At 45.5% G+C, this 17,376-nt stretch carries 10 protein-coding genes, 1 tRNA gene, 2 rRNA genes and 1 pseudogene (1 of these 14 running past the window's edge); all 14 read left to right on the top strand.

Going from position 1 to position 17,376, the window contains the following annotated elements; translation table 11 throughout:
• Positions 1-3,519 (top strand): transcription-repair coupling factor, encoded by a 3,519-nt coding sequence (gene mfd / locus IGI89_RS06325; protein ID WP_016611990.1) that lies wholly within the window; start codon positions 1-3, stop codon positions 3,517-3,519.
• A gap of 15 nt (positions 3,520-3,534) precedes the next feature.
• The gene (locus IGI89_RS06330; RefSeq protein ID WP_438735451.1) at positions 3,535-5,166 is read left to right on the top strand and encodes a polysaccharide biosynthesis protein; all 1,632 of its coding nucleotides are present in this window, start codon (positions 3,535-3,537) and stop codon (positions 5,164-5,166) included.
• The gene (locus IGI89_RS06335) at positions 5,153-5,419 is read left to right on the top strand and encodes an RNA-binding S4 domain-containing protein (RefSeq protein ID WP_005230745.1); all 267 of its coding nucleotides are present in this window, start codon (positions 5,153-5,155) and stop codon (positions 5,417-5,419) included. The genes IGI89_RS06330 and IGI89_RS06335 overlap by 14 nt, the downstream gene beginning before the upstream one ends.
• 83 nt (positions 5,420-5,502) lie before the next feature.
• On the top strand, positions 5,503-5,949 hold the full coding sequence (locus IGI89_RS06340) for an FtsB family cell division protein (protein WP_430619168.1): 447 nt from the start codon (positions 5,503-5,505) through the stop codon (positions 5,947-5,949).
• A 74-nt stretch (positions 5,950-6,023) separates the two neighbouring features.
• Positions 6,024-6,467: a S1 domain-containing RNA-binding protein gene (locus tag IGI89_RS06345; protein WP_005233352.1), complete on the top strand. Its 444-nt coding sequence runs from the start codon at positions 6,024-6,026 to the stop codon at positions 6,465-6,467.
• A 100-nt stretch (positions 6,468-6,567) separates the two neighbouring features.
• On the top strand, positions 6,568-7,968 hold the full coding sequence (gene tilS / locus IGI89_RS06350) for a tRNA lysidine(34) synthetase TilS (RefSeq protein WP_008380147.1): 1,401 nt from the start codon (positions 6,568-6,570) through the stop codon (positions 7,966-7,968).
• Between the two features lie 19 nt (positions 7,969-7,987).
• Positions 7,988-8,533, top strand: coding sequence for a hypoxanthine phosphoribosyltransferase (gene hpt / locus IGI89_RS06355; RefSeq protein ID WP_005230750.1), 546 nt, complete (start codon positions 7,988-7,990; stop codon positions 8,531-8,533).
• Positions 8,534-8,606: 73 nt separating this feature from the next.
• Positions 8,607-10,608: pseudogene (gene ftsH, locus IGI89_RS06360) on the top strand (ATP-dependent zinc metalloprotease FtsH); the annotation flags it as partial.
• Positions 10,609-10,857: 249 nt separating this feature from the next.
• Positions 10,858-11,739 (top strand): Hsp33 family molecular chaperone HslO, encoded by an 882-nt coding sequence (hslO, locus tag IGI89_RS06365; RefSeq protein WP_005233356.1) that lies wholly within the window; start codon positions 10,858-10,860, stop codon positions 11,737-11,739.
• The gene (dusB, locus tag IGI89_RS06370) at positions 11,740-12,753 is read left to right on the top strand and encodes a tRNA dihydrouridine synthase DusB (protein ID WP_005233357.1); all 1,014 of its coding nucleotides are present in this window, start codon (positions 11,740-11,742) and stop codon (positions 12,751-12,753) included. It abuts the gene before it with no gap.
• Between the two features lie 96 nt (positions 12,754-12,849).
• Positions 12,850-14,343 (top strand): lysine--tRNA ligase, encoded by a 1,494-nt coding sequence (gene lysS, locus IGI89_RS06375; protein WP_438735452.1) that lies wholly within the window; start codon positions 12,850-12,852, stop codon positions 14,341-14,343.
• Positions 14,344-15,004: 661 nt separating this feature from the next.
• Positions 15,005-16,564 (top strand): 16S ribosomal RNA (locus tag IGI89_RS06380).
• Positions 16,565-16,640: 76 nt separating this feature from the next.
• Positions 16,641-16,713 (top strand) — tRNA-Ala (locus tag IGI89_RS06385).
• Between the two features lie 179 nt (positions 16,714-16,892).
• A 23S ribosomal RNA gene (locus IGI89_RS06390) occupies positions 16,893-17,376 on the top strand (it continues 2,431 nt past the right edge of the window).
• The 16S and 23S rRNA genes sit together here with 1 tRNA gene alongside, the layout of an rRNA operon.

Below are 17,376 nucleotides of genomic sequence, written 5' to 3' on the forward strand. Positions count from 1 at the left end.
ATGGATTTAATTGAATTAATAAATAAAGTGCCGACAGTGGCGGCTTGGCATGCAGGTTTACGTGAACAGGCCCCCCGGCAATTACTGACCGGTCTAGCTGGATCGGCAAAAACATTGGCGATCACCGGTGTGTATCAGGCATTTCAAAAACAAGTGATCGTGGTGACACCAAATCTGTATTATACGAATCAACTAGCCGAAGATCTGCGCAACGTGACGGATGATGTCTATGTTTTCCCAGTGGACGAAGTGTTGTCAGCCGAAATGGCTTTTTCTTCACCAGAAGCACGAGAAGAACGAGTGGCAGCGCTGAATGCTGTTTCTCAAGGGAAAACCGGGATCTATGTGTTGCCGGTAGCGGCTTTGCGAAAGTATTTACCTGAGAAGAAAACCTGGTTAGCCAACCAATTCCAATGGCAAATCGGCGATGAGATCGATTTAGAGCGTTTGCCGCAACAATTGATCTTGATGGGTTACGAACGGCAGTCAATGATTGGCAAACCCGGCGAATTCAGTATTCGTGGGAGCATCCTCGATATTTATCCATTAAATGCCGAATACCCCGTACGGATCGAGTTATTCGATGTAGAAATCGACTCGATGCGTTCTTTCAACGTGGAAACGCAACGCTCAGTGGAAACGCTGCAGCAAGTGGCTATTTTACCGACTACCGAATTGGTTTTCTCAGCGGAAGATTTAGCGGCGGGGCAAAAGCAGCTGCAAGAATTATTGAACAAACGGTTGGCAGTCACCAAAGAAGCAACCGATCGCGCCTTTTTAGAAGACTATTTCGGCCAATTGGCCTCCCAATGGCAAGCGGGGATTCCCGGTGAAAGTGCCCGTTATTACACGGATTTGCTTTATCGTCAGCAAACGAGTGTCTTAGATTATTTTTCTGAAGACGCCTTTTTGATGATCGATGATTATGCTCGGATCATGGAGACCAATCGTGAGATCGAACGGGAAGAAGCGGAGTGGCATACCCAAAAATTAGCGGAGCTGCGGGTCTTTTCTGAACAGCAATTCGGGATCGATGTCCATCAACTGCTGCAAAAAGAAACCTTTGTGACCAGCTTCTTTTCTTTATTCCAAAAAGGAATGGGGAACATTCGCTTCCAAGCGATCCATCAATTCCAATACCGGCCGATGCAGCAGTTTTTCAGCCAAATGGGTCTCTTGAAAGTTGAGATCGATCGCTGGGAGAAGCAACAGCAAACGGTGATTTTTCTGGTCAGTGACCAAGAACGGGCCAAGAAGTTAGAGCAAGATCTGCGAGATCATGATATCTATGCCGTGCAGACGCAACAAGACCGCCTGTTTACGGGACGCACCCAAATCGTGGTGGAACGTTTGCAAAGCGGCTTTGAAATGCCGCAAGACAAGCTAGTGGTGGTTACAGAAAAAGAAATTTTCCAAAAGATGAACAAAAAAAGAGCCCGCCGGCAAAATGTCACCAATGCGGAACGTCTCAAAAGCTACAATGAGTTAAAAGCCGGCGATTATGTCGTCCATGCGAATCATGGGATCGGGAAGTACATCGGCATGGAAACCTTAGAAGTCGATGGCGTCCATCAAGATTACATGACGATCTTGTACCAAAACGAAGACAAGCTCTTTATTCCAGTCACCCAATTGAATTTGATTCAAAAATATGTGGCTTCCGAATCGAAAACACCGAAAATCAATAAATTAGGCGGCAGTGAGTGGGCGAAGACCAAGCGCAAAGTGACGGCTAAAATTGAAGACATCGCAGATGATTTGATTTTATTGTATGCCAAACGCGAATCAGAAAAAGGCTATGCCTTTCAACCAGACGATGCCTATCAAAAAGAATTTGAAGATGCCTTTCCTTATTCGGAAACCGATGATCAGCTGCGCAGTACGGCAGAGATTAAGCGGGATATGGAAAAAGAAAAGCCGATGGACCGTTTGTTAGTTGGAGATGTCGGTTTTGGGAAAACAGAAGTGGCGCTGCGGGCTGCTTTTAAAGCGATCAAAGAAAGCAAACAAGTGGCTTTCTTAGTGCCGACAACGATCTTGGCGCAGCAGCACTATGAAACGATGGTCGATCGTTTTGAAGGATTCCCCGTCAATGTTGGGGTGCTGAGTCGTTTTCGGACGAAAAAACAGCAGAATGAAACGATCGAGCAAGTGCGCAAAGGGCAAGTCGATATTTTGGTGGGGACCCACCGATTATTGTCAAAAGATGTCGAGTTTGCTGATTTGGGCTTGTTGGTGATCGATGAAGAACAACGTTTTGGGGTCAAACACAAAGAGCGCTTGAAACAACTGCGTTCGCAAGTCGATGTGTTGACGTTGACGGCAACGCCGATCCCAAGAACATTGCATATGTCGATGCTGGGCGTGCGGGACCTATCTGTGATCGAAACACCACCGGAAAATCGTTACCCGATCCAAACCTATGTGATGGAGATGAATCCAGGAGCGGTGCGAGAAGCGATCCAACGGGAGATGGCACGCGGGGGCCAAGTGTTTTATCTCTATAATCGTGTCGATACGATCGAGCGAAAAGTCGAAGAACTGCAGGCGTTAGTGCCAGATGCACGAATCGCTTATGCCCACGGGCAAATGACCGAGATCCAATTGGAAAATACCCTGTTTGACTTTATTGAAGGGCAATACGATGTGTTGGTGACGACGACGATCATTGAAACCGGTGTGGATATTCCCAATGCCAATACGTTGTTTGTGGAAAATGCCGATTACATGGGGCTTTCGACGTTGTATCAGTTGCGTGGCCGTGTCGGTCGGAGCAATCGAGTCGCTTATGCGTATTTCATGTATGAACAGCAAAAAGTGTTGAACGAAGTCAGTGAAAAACGGCTGCAAGCCATTAAGGACTTTACGGAGTTAGGTTCAGGATTCAAAATCGCGATGCGAGATCTTTCGATTCGTGGGGCAGGAAATCTATTGGGGGCGCAACAGCACGGCTTTATCGATGCAGTCGGGTTTGACATGTACTCACAAATGCTGTCGGAAGCAGTCACTCGTAAACAAGGGAAAAATACCCAAACAGAAAAAACGACCGTTGAGATCGATCTGGGGATCGATGCCTACTTACCGACTTCGTATATTGAAGACGAACGGCAAAAAATCGAGATCTATAAACGAATTCGTGAGCTGGAATCACAAGAAGCAGTTGATGAACTTCAAGATGATTTATTAGACCGTTTCGGAGAATACCCTGTAGAAGTGGCGCACCTCTTAACGGTGGGCGAGATCAAAATGAACGGCGATCGTGCCTTGTTAGAAACTATCCGCAAGCAGCAACAAACCGTGTCGTTTACTTTGAGTAAAGTCGGCACGAAAAATTATTCGGTGGAGCAGCTGTTTGAAGCATTGAAAGCCACTAAATTAAAAGCCACGATGGGTGTCGATCATGAGCAAATGACCATCAAATTACAGATTCCGCCAGTGATGAAAGAAAGCACCTGGCTATTAGAAATCCAAGATTTTGTCAAAGCGTTACGGGAACAAAAATACGCCAGCCAAGGCTAGAAAGGAACCAGAGGGATGCCGAAATCACAATTGAAGCGTACGATGGAAGGGGCGTTTATTTTAACGATCGCTTCCTTTATCGCAAAAATCTTAAGTGCCGTTTATCGGGTCCCTTTTCAGAACCTGGTAGGCGACGAAGGGTTTTATGTGTATCAACAGGTCTATCCGATTTATGGATTGGCAATGACTTTGGCGTTGTCAGGTTTGCCGCAGTTTATCTCCCGCATTGTTGCTGAAGAACCTGATCCTTTGAAAAGTAAGGAGCGGCTGCAAGCGTTGACGCCTTATGTGCTTTGGTCGGCGATTGGCTTATGGGCTGTGACCTTTTTATTTGCCGGTCCAATCGCGCAAGTGATGGGGGACCATCAACTGGCTGGCTTGATTCGAGTCGTTTCCTTTACCTTTTTGTTTGTCCCGCCCTTGACCTTTTATCGAGGAATGTTTCAAGGAAATCTACAAATGGTGCCAACCGCAGTGTCTCAAGTTGTAGAGCAGCTGCTTAGAGTTGGTGTGATTTTAGGTGCTGCGGCAGCTTTCCAGCAATTGGGCTGGACGATTTATCAAACGGGGACTATCGCCATGATGGGTGCCTTAGTCGGGGGCCTTGCGGCGTGGTGGATTTTAAGTTATTATAGCCGACAAATCAACGGCAAACGCCTATCGCTATGGCATAAACCAGTCACCCGTACAGGAGAAAATACCGCTGTGTTATCCACCTCGTTGAAAAAACGGTTCTTCTTAGAAGGCGGTCTGTTGACGATTTATAGCGGCTATTTGATCTTGTTCCAGTTAGCGGATTCGTTTTTATTGACCAATGCGCTAGAAGCGGGGGGATTGACGGCACAAACAGCCCGGATTTCGAAAGGGATCTATGATCGCGGACAACCCCTCGTCCAACTAGGTCTTGTGGTAGCGATGGCGTTAAGCTCGACGTTTTTGCCAACGTTGACCAAGTATTTGACGGTAAAAAATCAGCAGCTGTTTGAAAAGTCGGCAAAAATGTATTTGCGCCTAACGATCGGGATTGCTTCGGCTTCTGCGGTAGGGTTAGCGATTTTGCTGCCTTATATCAACTTTGCCTTATTTAAAGACGGATCTGGCAATGCTGCGCTGGTATTGTTTGTCTTTTCCATCGCTCTGATGGCGACGATTCAAGCCTATCAAAGCATTCAACAAAGTCGCAATACCTATACCTTCGGCTTGCTCGCTGCGGGGATTGGTCTTTTGGTCAAATGTCTATCGATGTGGCCACTGACCGCTTCTTATGGGACTGCAGGAGCAAGTATCAGTACGCTGTTGGGGTTAGGAGCGACCTTATGCTGTTTTGTGGTTTCCGAACAGCGTCGAGCACAAAGTAGCATCAATCGCTTTTGGTATGAAGGAAATTATGGAAAAAAATTATTTCTTTGTTTAGGGATCATGGCAAGCGTGCTATTCTTATATTATAGCTTCGTTGCGATCTTATTGAACGGTCCTTTGACCCATCGACTACAGGCGTTGATTTTTTGCCTAGGCGGTGTCGGTCTGGGAGGCGCAGCCTTTATCGGGACAGCGATCAAAATCAAATTGTTAACGATTCGCGAATGGCTGTTAGTTCCATTTGGAAAGAAACTATTAAGAAGAGGTGAAAAACATGAGATTAGATAAATTTCTTAAAATCTCCCGCATCATCAAGCGTCGCTCTGTGGCCAAAGAAGTGGCAGACAAGGGACGTATTCAGATCAACGGCAAATTAGCCAAGTCAAGCAGTGACGTCAAAGTAGGCGATACTATGCGTATTCAGTTCGGGAATAAGGTCTTGGAAGTAAAAGTCAATGAATTGCATGAATCGACGAAAAAAGAAGACGCTGCAAAAATGTATGAGATTGTTTCAGAGGAAAGAATCTCAGAAAATGCTTGATTTTTACGGCATTTTCAGTTAGACAAGCTTTGCGGATGTTGGTATAATGTAAAAAACAAAGACAGCGACGGGAGCGAGTTCAGGTGGCAAAAGAATCAAATAAAAAAATAGAACTATTGCAGACCGATTATGCGAAAGAGCAATTTGCCAAGTTTGAAAAAGAGCGGCGGCAAGTCGTGTTTCGCCGACGTCGGCTGGTGGCGTTTTTCGTGGCGGCATTAGCGATATTTGCAGTCGTGGGGATTCAGATGTTTAACGACCAAATGCGCCTGCAAAAACTAAAGGAATACAAGGCGGAAACAGTCGCCGAACAAAAAGAAGCTGAACAAAAAGTGGCTTCATTGGAGCGAGATGTTGCCTTATTGCAAGACGATGAGTATGTGGCAAAATTGGCCCGCAGCCGATTCTTCTACTCAAAAGATGGCGAAAAAATTTATCCTGTCTTGCCAGATGGAACGGATTCTCAAAACACTAACGAGCGTTCTGCGCAAAGCGAACAAGAATCATCAGCCACAGAGTCACAAGATTAAGCAATGTCATACCTACTCAGCGCAGTAGTTTGAATTATTTTAAATGGGTAAAAATTAGGAGGAACATTTTTTATATGTCAATCGAAGTTGGAGCGAAACTAAAGGGCAAAGTGTCTGGTATTACAAATTTTGGTGCGTTCATTGATCTTGGTGAAGGGAAAACTGGTTTGGTGCATATCAGTGAAGTATCAAACGGATTCGTCAAAGACATTCACGACGTGTTGTCTGTTGGGGATGAAGTGACAGTACTTGTTACGGCAATCGGCAACGATGGGAAAATTGGACTATCGATCCGCAAAGCAGAAGATAAGCCGGAAGAAAAACGTGAATACCCGAAAAAAGAATTCAATCGACCAAATCCGAAAAAATCTTTTTCACGCAATCAAACTACGAATGTAAATAAACAAGACTTCGATTCATTGATGAGTTCTTTTCTAAAAGATAGTGATGATCGTCTTTCATCATTACGTCGAAATACAGAAGGAAAACGCGGTGGCCGCGGCGGACGCCGTAACTAAACATGAATAGCAAGTTGGAAAAAGCTGAAACAAAACTGTTGGTTCGTTTTGTTTCAGCTTTCTTTCTTGTGGGTCTACCAAATGAGAAGGAGGGCAAATGATGGTCATTCAAACCGTTCGAGGGCAACTCACTGCCATCGATCCTGAAAAAAAACGCCGCTTTTTGCTGGCGGTATCAACGGGAGTCGACTCCATGGTCTTGCTGCAGGTCTTTTGTCAGTTGTTTCCCGAAATGCAAAAAGAGCAGGTCTTTGGTGTGGCACATGTAAACCATCAATTGCGTCCGGCATCTGCTGAGGAAGCTGCTTTTTTACGGCAGTACTGCCAAGAACGCGGCATTCCTTTTTATGAGCGGTGCTGGGAAAATCCGCCAGAAACCGGCATAGAAGCTAGCGCTCGGGACTTTCGCTATACGTTTTTTGCCGATGTCATGTCCCGAGAAGGCTATGATGTTTTGCTGACTGCTCACCACAGTGATGACCAAGTAGAAACGATGCTGATGAAGATGATGCGAGAAGGCCGCTTGCAATCGGCTGGCGGGATGCAGCAGCAGCAGCCTTTTCACGCTGGAATCCTGTTGCGGCCGTTGCTTAGTGTCAGTAAGACAGCGATTTACGACTATGCGCAAGTACAGCAGATTCCCTACTTTGAAGACGAAAGCAATCACGAACCGCTGTATTTGCGAAACCGACTACGCCAGCAAGTAGTGCCGGCATTAAAAGCGGAAAATCCGCAACTGTTACCGCATTTTCAACAGCTTTCTGTAGAAATGCAGTTCGCCAATCAGTTGATCCAGCAAGAGCAGCAGCAATGGTTGTCTGCGTTCGTTCAACAGCAAGCTACTCGCTTAGTGATCGATCTGCAACAGCTGCCGACGTTTTCGCCGGCGCAGCGCTATTTTTTCTATGCGGGGTTTTTGCAACAAGCAGAAGCTTTTACAAAGCATCCACTCAATCAAAAACAGCTGCCACAGCTATTGCGTTTGCTAGACGAAAAGAAAGGGCAATGGCAATTGGCGTTGCACAAACAGTGGCAGCTGCGGCGCAGCTATGACCAATTACTGTTGGAACCCATTGCTGTTCCCCAAAAGCCTGCAGCGCCGTTGACAGAAGTCAGTCAGCGTCTGGTTTTAGGAGAAGGGATCTATCTTTCTGAAAAGGAATGGATTGGGTATTTTCCGATAAATGAACAGCATATTCCCAAAAAAATCACAAATTGGTCAGAGTTTTCCCAAGATTTACCGCTAAACTATTCCTCTGAGCTGATCGTACGTAAGCGTCAGCCAGGAGACCGAATCCGCTTGGCACGTGGCCTGACCAAAAAGATCAGTCGTTTTTTTATCGATTCAAAAATTCCTAATGAAGAGCGAGAAAAAAGTTGGGTCGTCACAAACCTTGATAAACAGGTGATTGCCTTACTACCTCATGCATTTTCCTATTTGAGTATTACGCCAGAAACTGATAAAATACACTACATACTTCTTTATAAATATCAGAAGTAAGAGTTGGAAGGAGAACTTTATGCTAGATAAAGATATTGAGAAAATTTTGATTTCCCGTGACGAAATCAAAAATCGTTGTGTGGAACTTGGTCAAGAATTAACGGCGGCTTATGCGGATAAAAATCCTCTAGTCGTAGGTGTACTGAAAGGTGCCGTTCCTTTCATGGCAGACATCGTTCGTGAGATGGATTGTTACTTGGAGTTAGACTTCATGGATGTCTCAAGTTATGGCAATGCCATGATTTCATCTGGAGAAGTCAAAATCATTAAAGATTTAGATACAAATGTTGAGGGCCGCGATCTTTTGATCGTTGAAGACATCATTGACAGTGGTCGCACGTTGGCTTATCTGGTAGATCTATTCAAATACCGTAAAGCGAAATCAGTGAAAATCGTGACGTTATTAGATAAGCCGGAAGGCCGTGTTGTTGAGATCGATGCTGATTACGTCGGCTTCGATGTGCCAAATGAGTTTGTTGTTGGATATGGACTGGACTATGCAGAGCAATATCGAAACTTACCTTACGTTGGCGTCTTAAAACCTAGTGTTTATCAGTCAAATTAGTGACTGTTCTAAATCAATTGTGATACAATTAAATGGTCAGGATTGATAAAACAAAATAGCCAGGGAGGTACGCATGAATAAGAAAAATAACGGTATGGTAAAAAATACCTTATATTATGTACTTGTCTTGTTGGCGATGGTCATGGTCGTTTATTTCATTTTTGGAAATGGCAATCAGCAGACCCCAACGATCGAGTACTCCACGTTTACAGAACAACTGAAAGACGGGAAGGTCAAACAATTTACTGTCCAACCCGCTAACGGTGTTTATCGAATCGTTGGTGAATACAATGAAGAACAAACTGTCAGCAATGACAACAGCTTGTCTGTTTTAGGCAATACACAGGCGAGTTCGACCCGCTTTTCAACGATCATTTTACCAAATGATTCTACGCTGAGCGAAGTCACCAGTCTGGCCTCAGCACAAGGGGTCAAAACTACCATCGAAGAAGAATCCAACAGTGGTATTTGGTTATCGCTTTTGGTTAGCTTCTTACCACTTGTGATCATCATTTTCTTCTTCTATATGATGATGAGCCAACAAGGCGGCGGCGGTGGCGGTGGCGGCCGTGTGATGAACTTTGGCAAATCAAAAGCCAAAGAAGCGGACAAAAAAGCCAACCGCGTACGTTTTTCAGACGTAGCCGGTGCAGAAGAAGAAAAACAAGAACTTGTCGAAGTCGTGGAATTCTTGAAAGATCCTCGACGTTTCGTTGAATTAGGTGCCCGTATCCCAGCAGGTGTCTTACTTGAGGGACCTCCGGGAACCGGGAAAACGTTGCTAGCCAAAGCCGTTGCCGGTGAAGCTGGCGTACCGTTTTACTCGATCTCTGGTTCAGATTTCGTTGAAATGTTTGTCGGTGTCGGTGCAAGCCGGGTACGTGACTTATTTGAAACAGCGAAGAAAAATGCACCAGCCATCATCTTTATCGATGAAATCGATGCCGTCGGTCGCCAACGTGGTGCCGGTATGGGTGGCGGACATGATGAGCGGGAACAAACATTGAACCAATTATTGGTTGAGATGGATGGTTTTGATGGGAATGAAGGCGTGATCGTCATTGCCGCAACGAACCGTTCGGATGTTCTAGATCCAGCGTTGCTGCGTCCAGGTCGTTTTGACCGTCAGATTTTAGTTGGTCGTCCAGACGTGAAAGGCCGTGAAGCAATCCTCCGTGTTCATGCTCGGAACAAACCTTTATCAGATGATGTTGATTTGAAAGTCGTTGCCCAACAAACACCGGGCTTTGCCGGTGCGGATCTGGAAAACGTCTTGAACGAAGCCGCCTTAGTTGCTGCTCGTCGTAACAAGAAAAAAATCGATGCTTCAGATATCGATGAAGCAGAAGACCGCGTGATCGCTGGTCCTGCGAAGAAAGACCGTGTCATCAACAAACGCGAACGTGAAATGGTTGCTTACCATGAAGCAGGACATACCATTGTTGGTTTAGTCTTGAGTCGTGCCCGTGTGGTACACAAAGTAACCATCATTCCTCGGGGGCGAGCTGGTGGGTACATGATCGCCTTGCCGAAAGAAGATCAATTCTTGATGACTAAAGAAGATATGTTTGAACAAATCGTTGGCTTGCTAGGTGGACGTACGGCTGAAGAAATCATCTTCGGTGTGCAATCAACGGGGGCTTCCAATGACTTTGAACAAGCAACTGCGCTTGCAAGAAGCATGGTGACAGAATATGGAATGAGCGATAAATTAGGTCCAGTTCAATATGAAGGAAACCATCAAGTCTTTGTCGGTCGCGATTACGGTCAAACAAAAGCATACTCTGAACAAGTTGCCTTTGAAATTGATCAAGAAGTTCGCAAGATTTTAATGGATGCCCATCAAAAAGCCCATGAAATCATTGAAGAACATCGTGCCCAACACAAATTGATCGCTGAAAAACTACTTGAACATGAAACATTGGATGCTAAAGCAATCAAATCTTTGTTTGAAGAAGGCAAAATGCCTGCAGGGACTGAAAGCTCTGAGTATCCTAGTGAAAAAGCCCAAACGTTTGAAGAAGCGAAACGTGCGCTGGAAGAAAAAGATGCAGAGAAGCAAGCTGCAGAAAAACACAGCGAAGATGCATCATCAAACGATTTTGATCAACAATTGGAAGACGTTCGCCGCAATAGCGAAAGCCAACCGACTGATCAAGAAAACAAAGATGATAACGCCTAAAACAAGACGTATCAAGGCGCCGAGGAAACTCGGCGCCTTTTTGTTTCTATTTAAGAAGACTTTTCTTAAATTCAAACACATTCAGTTGAAAAAAGCGGCGCTTCCTAGTATGATTCATTAATGAATAAAAAGGAGAATCAAGATGAAGGATTATTTAGTAAAAGCACTCGCATATGACGGCTTCGTCCGAGCATACGCCGTATCGGCAACAGAGACGATCGCCGAAGCACAACGACGCCATGAAACATGGAATACGGCATCTGCTGCTTTAGGGCGAGCGATGGTGGGAAGTTTGTTATTAGGCAGTACCTTAAAAGGGGAAGACAAATTGACCGTCAAAATTCAAGGAAATGGTCCTGCTGGGGCAATCGTCGTAGACAGCAATGGCCGTGGGGACGTAAAAGGATACATAAAAAATCCACAGATCAGTCTGCCATTGAATCCTCAAGGAAAATTGGATGTTCGGGGCGCAGTGGGAGACCAAGGAATTTTTACCGTAATCAAAGACTTAGGGCTAAAAGAACCTTTCTCTGGACAAACACCGATCGTCTCTGGGGAACTTGGGGAAGACTTTACTTATTATTTAGCAGTGTCAGAACAGATTCCTTCTGCTGTTGGTCTGAGTGTATTAGTAGAAACCGATGATTCGATTCGGGCAGCCGGTGGATTTATGCTACAGATCATGCCTGGTGCCAGTGAAGAGATCATTGATGCCATCGAAAAACGTTTGGGAGAATTGCCTCGAGTGTCAACCTTGATCGATGAAGGCCAATCACCAGAAGAGGTCTTAGCGACATTGTTACCAGACACGACGATCGAAGTACTAGAAAAAATGCCCGTCCAGTTCCACTGTGATTGTACGAAAGAAAAATTTGCGACAGCGATCATCACCTTAGGGGCTGAGGAGATCCAAGCAATGATCGATGAAGATCATGGGGCAGAGGCAGTCTGCTCGTTTTGTGGCAACAAGTATCATTTTGATGAAACGGAATTGGCGGCGTTGAAGAAAGAGGCGGAAGCGTAAGTGAAAGATAGACAGACATGGCAGATCGGCTCGGTTGAGATTCCTAACCGCGTCGTCGTTGCGCCAATGGCAGGGATCACCAATTCTGCGTTTCGTGTGACAGTCAAAGAATTTGGCGCGGGTTTAGTCGTCTGTGAGATGATCAGTGATCGAGGGATTCAACTGCGTAACAAGAAGACCCTTGAGATGCTGTTTATTGACGAGACCGAGCATCCTCTTAGTATTCAGATTTTTGGTGGGAATAAAGCATCCTTAGTAGAAGCAGCGCAATTTGTCGCAGAGAACACAACTGCCGATATCATTGATATTAATATGGGGTGTCCTGTAAACAAAATCATCAAAGCAGAAGCTGGTGCGAAGTGGCTTTTAGATCCCGACAAGGTTTATGAAATGGTCCATGCTGTTTCCAGTGCGATCGACAAGCCCGTTACCGTCAAAATGCGGATCGGTTGGGATGAGCAGCACGTCTTTGCGGTTGAGAATGCCCAAGCCGCGGAAGCAGCGGGTGCTGCAGCAATCGGTATGCATGGCAGAACCCGTGTACAGATGTATGAAGGATCGGCTGATTGGGACGTTTTAAAACAAGTGAAGCAAAGTATCACCATTCCCTTTATGGGCAACGGCGATGTCAGAACCCCTGAAGATGCGAAACGAATGTTGGAAGAAGTCGGCGCTGATGCAGTGATGATCGGACGGGCAGCCTTAGGCAATCCGTGGATGATTCACCGCACCAAGCAATACTTGGAGACAGGCGAGTTGTTGCCGGAACCAACACCACGAGAAAAAATTTCGACAGCGAAACTTCATTTAGAACGGTTGGCTGATCTAAAAGGGGAAAAAATCGCTTCGCGAGAATTCCGCCAACATGCTGCGTACTACTTAAAAGGTATTTCACGGGCAGCCAAAGTGAAGGCAGCTATCAATCAAGCAGAAGATAAGCAAACGATTTTTGATTTATTGGATGCATTTGTAGAGAAGACCGAAAAACAGCCGGTAGCAACTTTTAAGGAATAAGAAACAAATCAAGTCGATTCGAAAGTTCGGCTTGATTTTTTGCGTCATCATTGGCATTATAAGAAGGAAACCCAAGTTAAGAATGGAGGAAAACTCGTGACAGAGGAACGACAAACACAAGAAGAATTGAATGATCAAATGTTGGTTCGCCGTGAAAAGATGGAAAAACTACGGGAAGAAGGCATTGATCCTTTTGGCAAGCGATTCGAACGCACCCATAATTCTGCCGAGTTACATGAGTTATTTGATCAAAGAACCAAAGAAGAATTAGCCGAAATGAATCTTTCAGCAAGCATTGCAGGAAGAATCGTTACAAAACGTGGAAAAGGGAAGGCTGGTTTTGCGCATTTACAAGACCGCGAAGGCCGTATTCAAATATATGTACGTAAAGACCAAGTGGGGGACGAACCTTACGAAGTATTCAAGCATGCAGATCTAGGTGATTTCTTTGGTGTATCTGGTGAAATCATGAAGACCGACACTGGCGAAGTGACCATCAAAGCCAAAGAAATCGTGATCTTATCCAAAGCATTGCGTCCATTGCCAGACAAATACCATGGCTTGACGAACGTAGAACAACGCTACCGTCAACGTTACTTGGATTTGATCAGTAATAAAGAGAGCTTTGATCGTTTCATGAAACGAAGCCAAATCATTAGCGAAATTCGTCGTTACCTTGACGGACATGGATATATCGAAGTCGAAACGCCAGTATTGCATAATCAAGCAGGTGGTGCAGCGGCTCGTCCCTTCATTACACACCACAATGCCTTAGACATGGATCTGTATTTACGAATCGCACTTGAGCTTCACTTGAAACGATTGATCGTGGGTGGCATGGAAAAAGTCTATGAGATCGGCCGCGTTTTCCGAAATGAAGGAATCGATACGACCCATAATCCCGAGTTTACGATGCTAGAAGCGTATACAGCATATACAGATTTCAAAGATGTGATGGATTTGACAGAAGGCATTATCCGTAATGCTGCTGAAAAAGTCTTGCATACAGCAACGATCCAATACGATGGACAAGAAGTCGATTTAGCTAGCGACTTTGCACGAATCCATATGGTCGATGCAATCAAAAATCAAACAGGTGTTGATTTCTGGCAACCAATGTCCGTTGAAGAAGCGCGTAGTTTAGCAAAAGAACATCATGTTGAAATCACTGATGCCATGACTGTTGGCCATATCATCAATGAATTCTTTGAGACATTTGTTGAAGAAACGTTACAGCAGCCAACCTTTGTCTTTGGTCATCCAGTGGAAGTTTCGCCATTAGCGAAAAAGAATCCAGAAGATGAACGCTTTACGGATCGCTTTGAATTATTTATCGTTGGTCGTGAATTTGCGAATGCCTTCACGGAATTGAATGACCCAATCGATCAAAGAGAACGTTTTGAAGGACAAGAAAAAGAGCGCGAAGCAGGAAATGATGAAGCCCATGGGCTGGATGAAGATTTCTTAGAAGCACTTGAATACGGTATGCCGCCAACTGGTGGATTAGGGATCGGGATCGACCGCTTAGTGATGCTGTTGACCGATGCACAATCGATTCGTGACGTTTTATTATTCCCGACAATGAGATAAAAAAGCTCCGTCCACTCGCAAGAGATGGGCGGCTTTTTTTCTTGTCTGCTGGATCAGGGAGAAAAACAGTGAGGAATTAGAGGGGAAAAAGCCAGGGTAATTGCTAGAAAACGGATTAAATGCGAACGATAAAAGTTGGATTCAATGTGATTAGACGGGTTTGTAAAAATTAAAAAAAGCCATAGAAAATGATTGACCGCAAGGGATTTAGTTGGTATATTATTACATGTGCCAAATGACTGAAATGAATTCGTAAAAAGAATTGAAAAAAGTGGTTGACGCACAGCTCGACAGATGATATTATAACGAAGTCGCAATTTTAAAATAGTTAATCGACGTTGATACATCAACAAAATTAATTAAAAAAAGTTGTTGACAAATAACAAATCATTTGTTATTCTAATGAAGTCGCTGAGACAGCCGCTACGAAGTTGAAAAACAACGAGCGAAAAAACTTTTAAAAAAGAGTTGACAATCAAATGTCGCTCTGATATGATATAAAAGTTGCTAACACAGCACGGTAGACCTTTGAAAACTGAACAAAGCAAGCAAACGAACCAATGTGTAGGACGTTTCAATTTATTGAAACAAATACATGCAAGCAATAGCTAGCAAAGTTAATTTTTATGAGCTTAATGACCGTATGGTCATTCAAACAAATCATTATGAGAGTTTGATCCTGGCTCAGGACGAACGCTGGCGGCGTGCCTAATACATGCAAGTCGAACGCTTTTTCTTTCACCGGAGCTTGCTCCACCGAAAGAAAAAGAGTGGCGAACGGGTGAGTAACACGTGGGTAACCTGCCCATCAGAAGGGGATAACACTTGGAAACAGGTGCTAATACCGTATAACACTATTTTCCGCATGGAAGAAAGTTGAAAGGCGCTTTTGCGTCACTGATGGATGGACCCGCGGTGCATTAGCTAGTTGGTGAGGTAACGGCTCACCAAGGCAACGATGCATAGCCGACCTGAGAGGGTGATCGGCCACACTGGGACTGAGACACGGCCCAGACTCCTACGGGAGGCAGCAGTAGGGAATCTTCGGCAATGGACGAAAGTCTGACCGAGCAACGCCGCGTGAGTGAAGAAGGTTTTCGGATCGTAAAACTCTGTTGTTAGAGAAGAACAAGGATGAGAGTAGAACGTTCATCCCTTGACGGTATCTAACCAGAAAGCCACGGCTAACTACGTGCCAGCAGCCGCGGTAATACGTAGGTGGCAAGCGTTGTCCGGATTTATTGGGCGTAAAGCGAGCGCAGGCGGTTTCTTAAGTCTGATGTGAAAGCCCCCGGCTCAACCGGGGAGGGTCATTGGAAACTGGGAGACTTGAGTGCAGAAGAGGAGAGTGGAATTCCATGTGTAGCGGTGAAATGCGTAGATATATGGAGGAACACCAGTGGCGAAGGCGGCTCTCTGGTCTGTAACTGACGCTGAGGCTCGAAAGCGTGGGGAGCGAACAGGATTAGATACCCTGGTAGTCCACGCCGTAAACGATGAGTGCTAAGTGTTGGAGGGTTTCCGCCCTTCAGTGCTGCAGCAAACGCATTAAGCACTCCGCCTGGGGAGTACGACCGCAAGGTTGAAACTCAAAGGAATTGACGGGGGCCCGCACAAGCGGTGGAGCATGTGGTTTAATTCGAAGCAACGCGAAGAACCTTACCAGGTCTTGACATCCTTTGACCACTCTAGAGATAGAGCTTCCCCTTCGGGGGCAAAGTGACAGGTGGTGCATGGTTGTCGTCAGCTCGTGTCGTGAGATGTTGGGTTAAGTCCCGCAACGAGCGCAACCCTTATTGTTAGTTGCCATCATTTAGTTGGGCACTCTAGCGAGACTGCCGGTGACAAACCGGAGGAAGGTGGGGATGACGTCAAATCATCATGCCCCTTATGACCTGGGCTACACACGTGCTACAATGGGAAGTACAACGAGTTGCGAAGTCGCGAGGCTAAGCTAATCTCTTAAAGCTTCTCTCAGTTCGGATTGTAGGCTGCAACTCGCCTACATGAAGCCGGAATCGCTAGTAATCGCGGATCAGCACGCCGCGGTGAATACGTTCCCGGGCCTTGTACACACCGCCCGTCACACCACGAGAGTTTGTAACACCCGAAGTCGGTGAGGTAACCTTTTTGGAGCCAGCCGCCTAAGGTGGGATAGATGATTGGGGTGAAGTCGTAACAAGGTAGCCGTATCGGAAGGTGCGGCTGGATCACCTCCTTTCTAAGGAATATTTCGGAAGACTACACATCGTTTGCCTTTGTTCAGTTTTGAGAGGTCTACTCTCAAGTAAATACCCGGGGCCTTAGCTCAGCTGGGAGAGCGCCTGCTTTGCACGCAGGAGGTCAGCGGTTCGATCCCGCTAGGCTCCATTAACGACAATGGTCGTTATGCTTTGTTCATTGAAAACTGGATATCGAAGAAAAAATCAAAACAAGTAACACACACCGAGTTGAAATGTTAAAAGAGTTTTTTAATAAGTTCAACGCTTATTTTCTTGAGCAACCTTCTATCGCTAGAAGAAGTACTCAAAACCGACCGTAAGGTCAAAGGTTAAGTGAATAAGGGCGCACGGTGGATGCCTTGGCACTAGGAGCCGATGAAGGACGGGACTAACACCGATATGCTTTGGGGAGCTGTAAGTAAGCTATGATCCAGAGATTTCCGAATGGGGAAACCCAGCATCTTTTATAGGATGTTACGTCTGCGTGAATACATAGCGCAGTCGAGGTAGACGCAGAGAACTGAAACATCTAAGTACCTGCAGGAAGAGAAAGAAAATTCGATTCCCTGAGTAGCGGCGAGCGAAACGGGAAAAGCCCAAACCAACAAGCTTGCTTGTTGGGGTTGTAGGACTCCGATATGGTAGTCTATTCAGATAGTCGAAATACTTGGAAAAGTATGTCAAAGAGGGTAAAAACCCCGTAGGCGAAATTTGGATAACACCTAGGAGGATCCTGAGTACGGCGGAACACGAGGAATTCCGTCGGAATCCGGGAGGACCATCTCCCAAGGCTAAATACTCCCTAGTGACC

Origin of the sequence: Enterococcus sp. AZ141, from assembly GCF_051714385.1 — a bacterium.
GTDB classification, from domain to species: Bacteria; Bacillota; Bacilli; order Lactobacillales; family Enterococcaceae; genus Enterococcus_D; species Enterococcus_D entomosocium.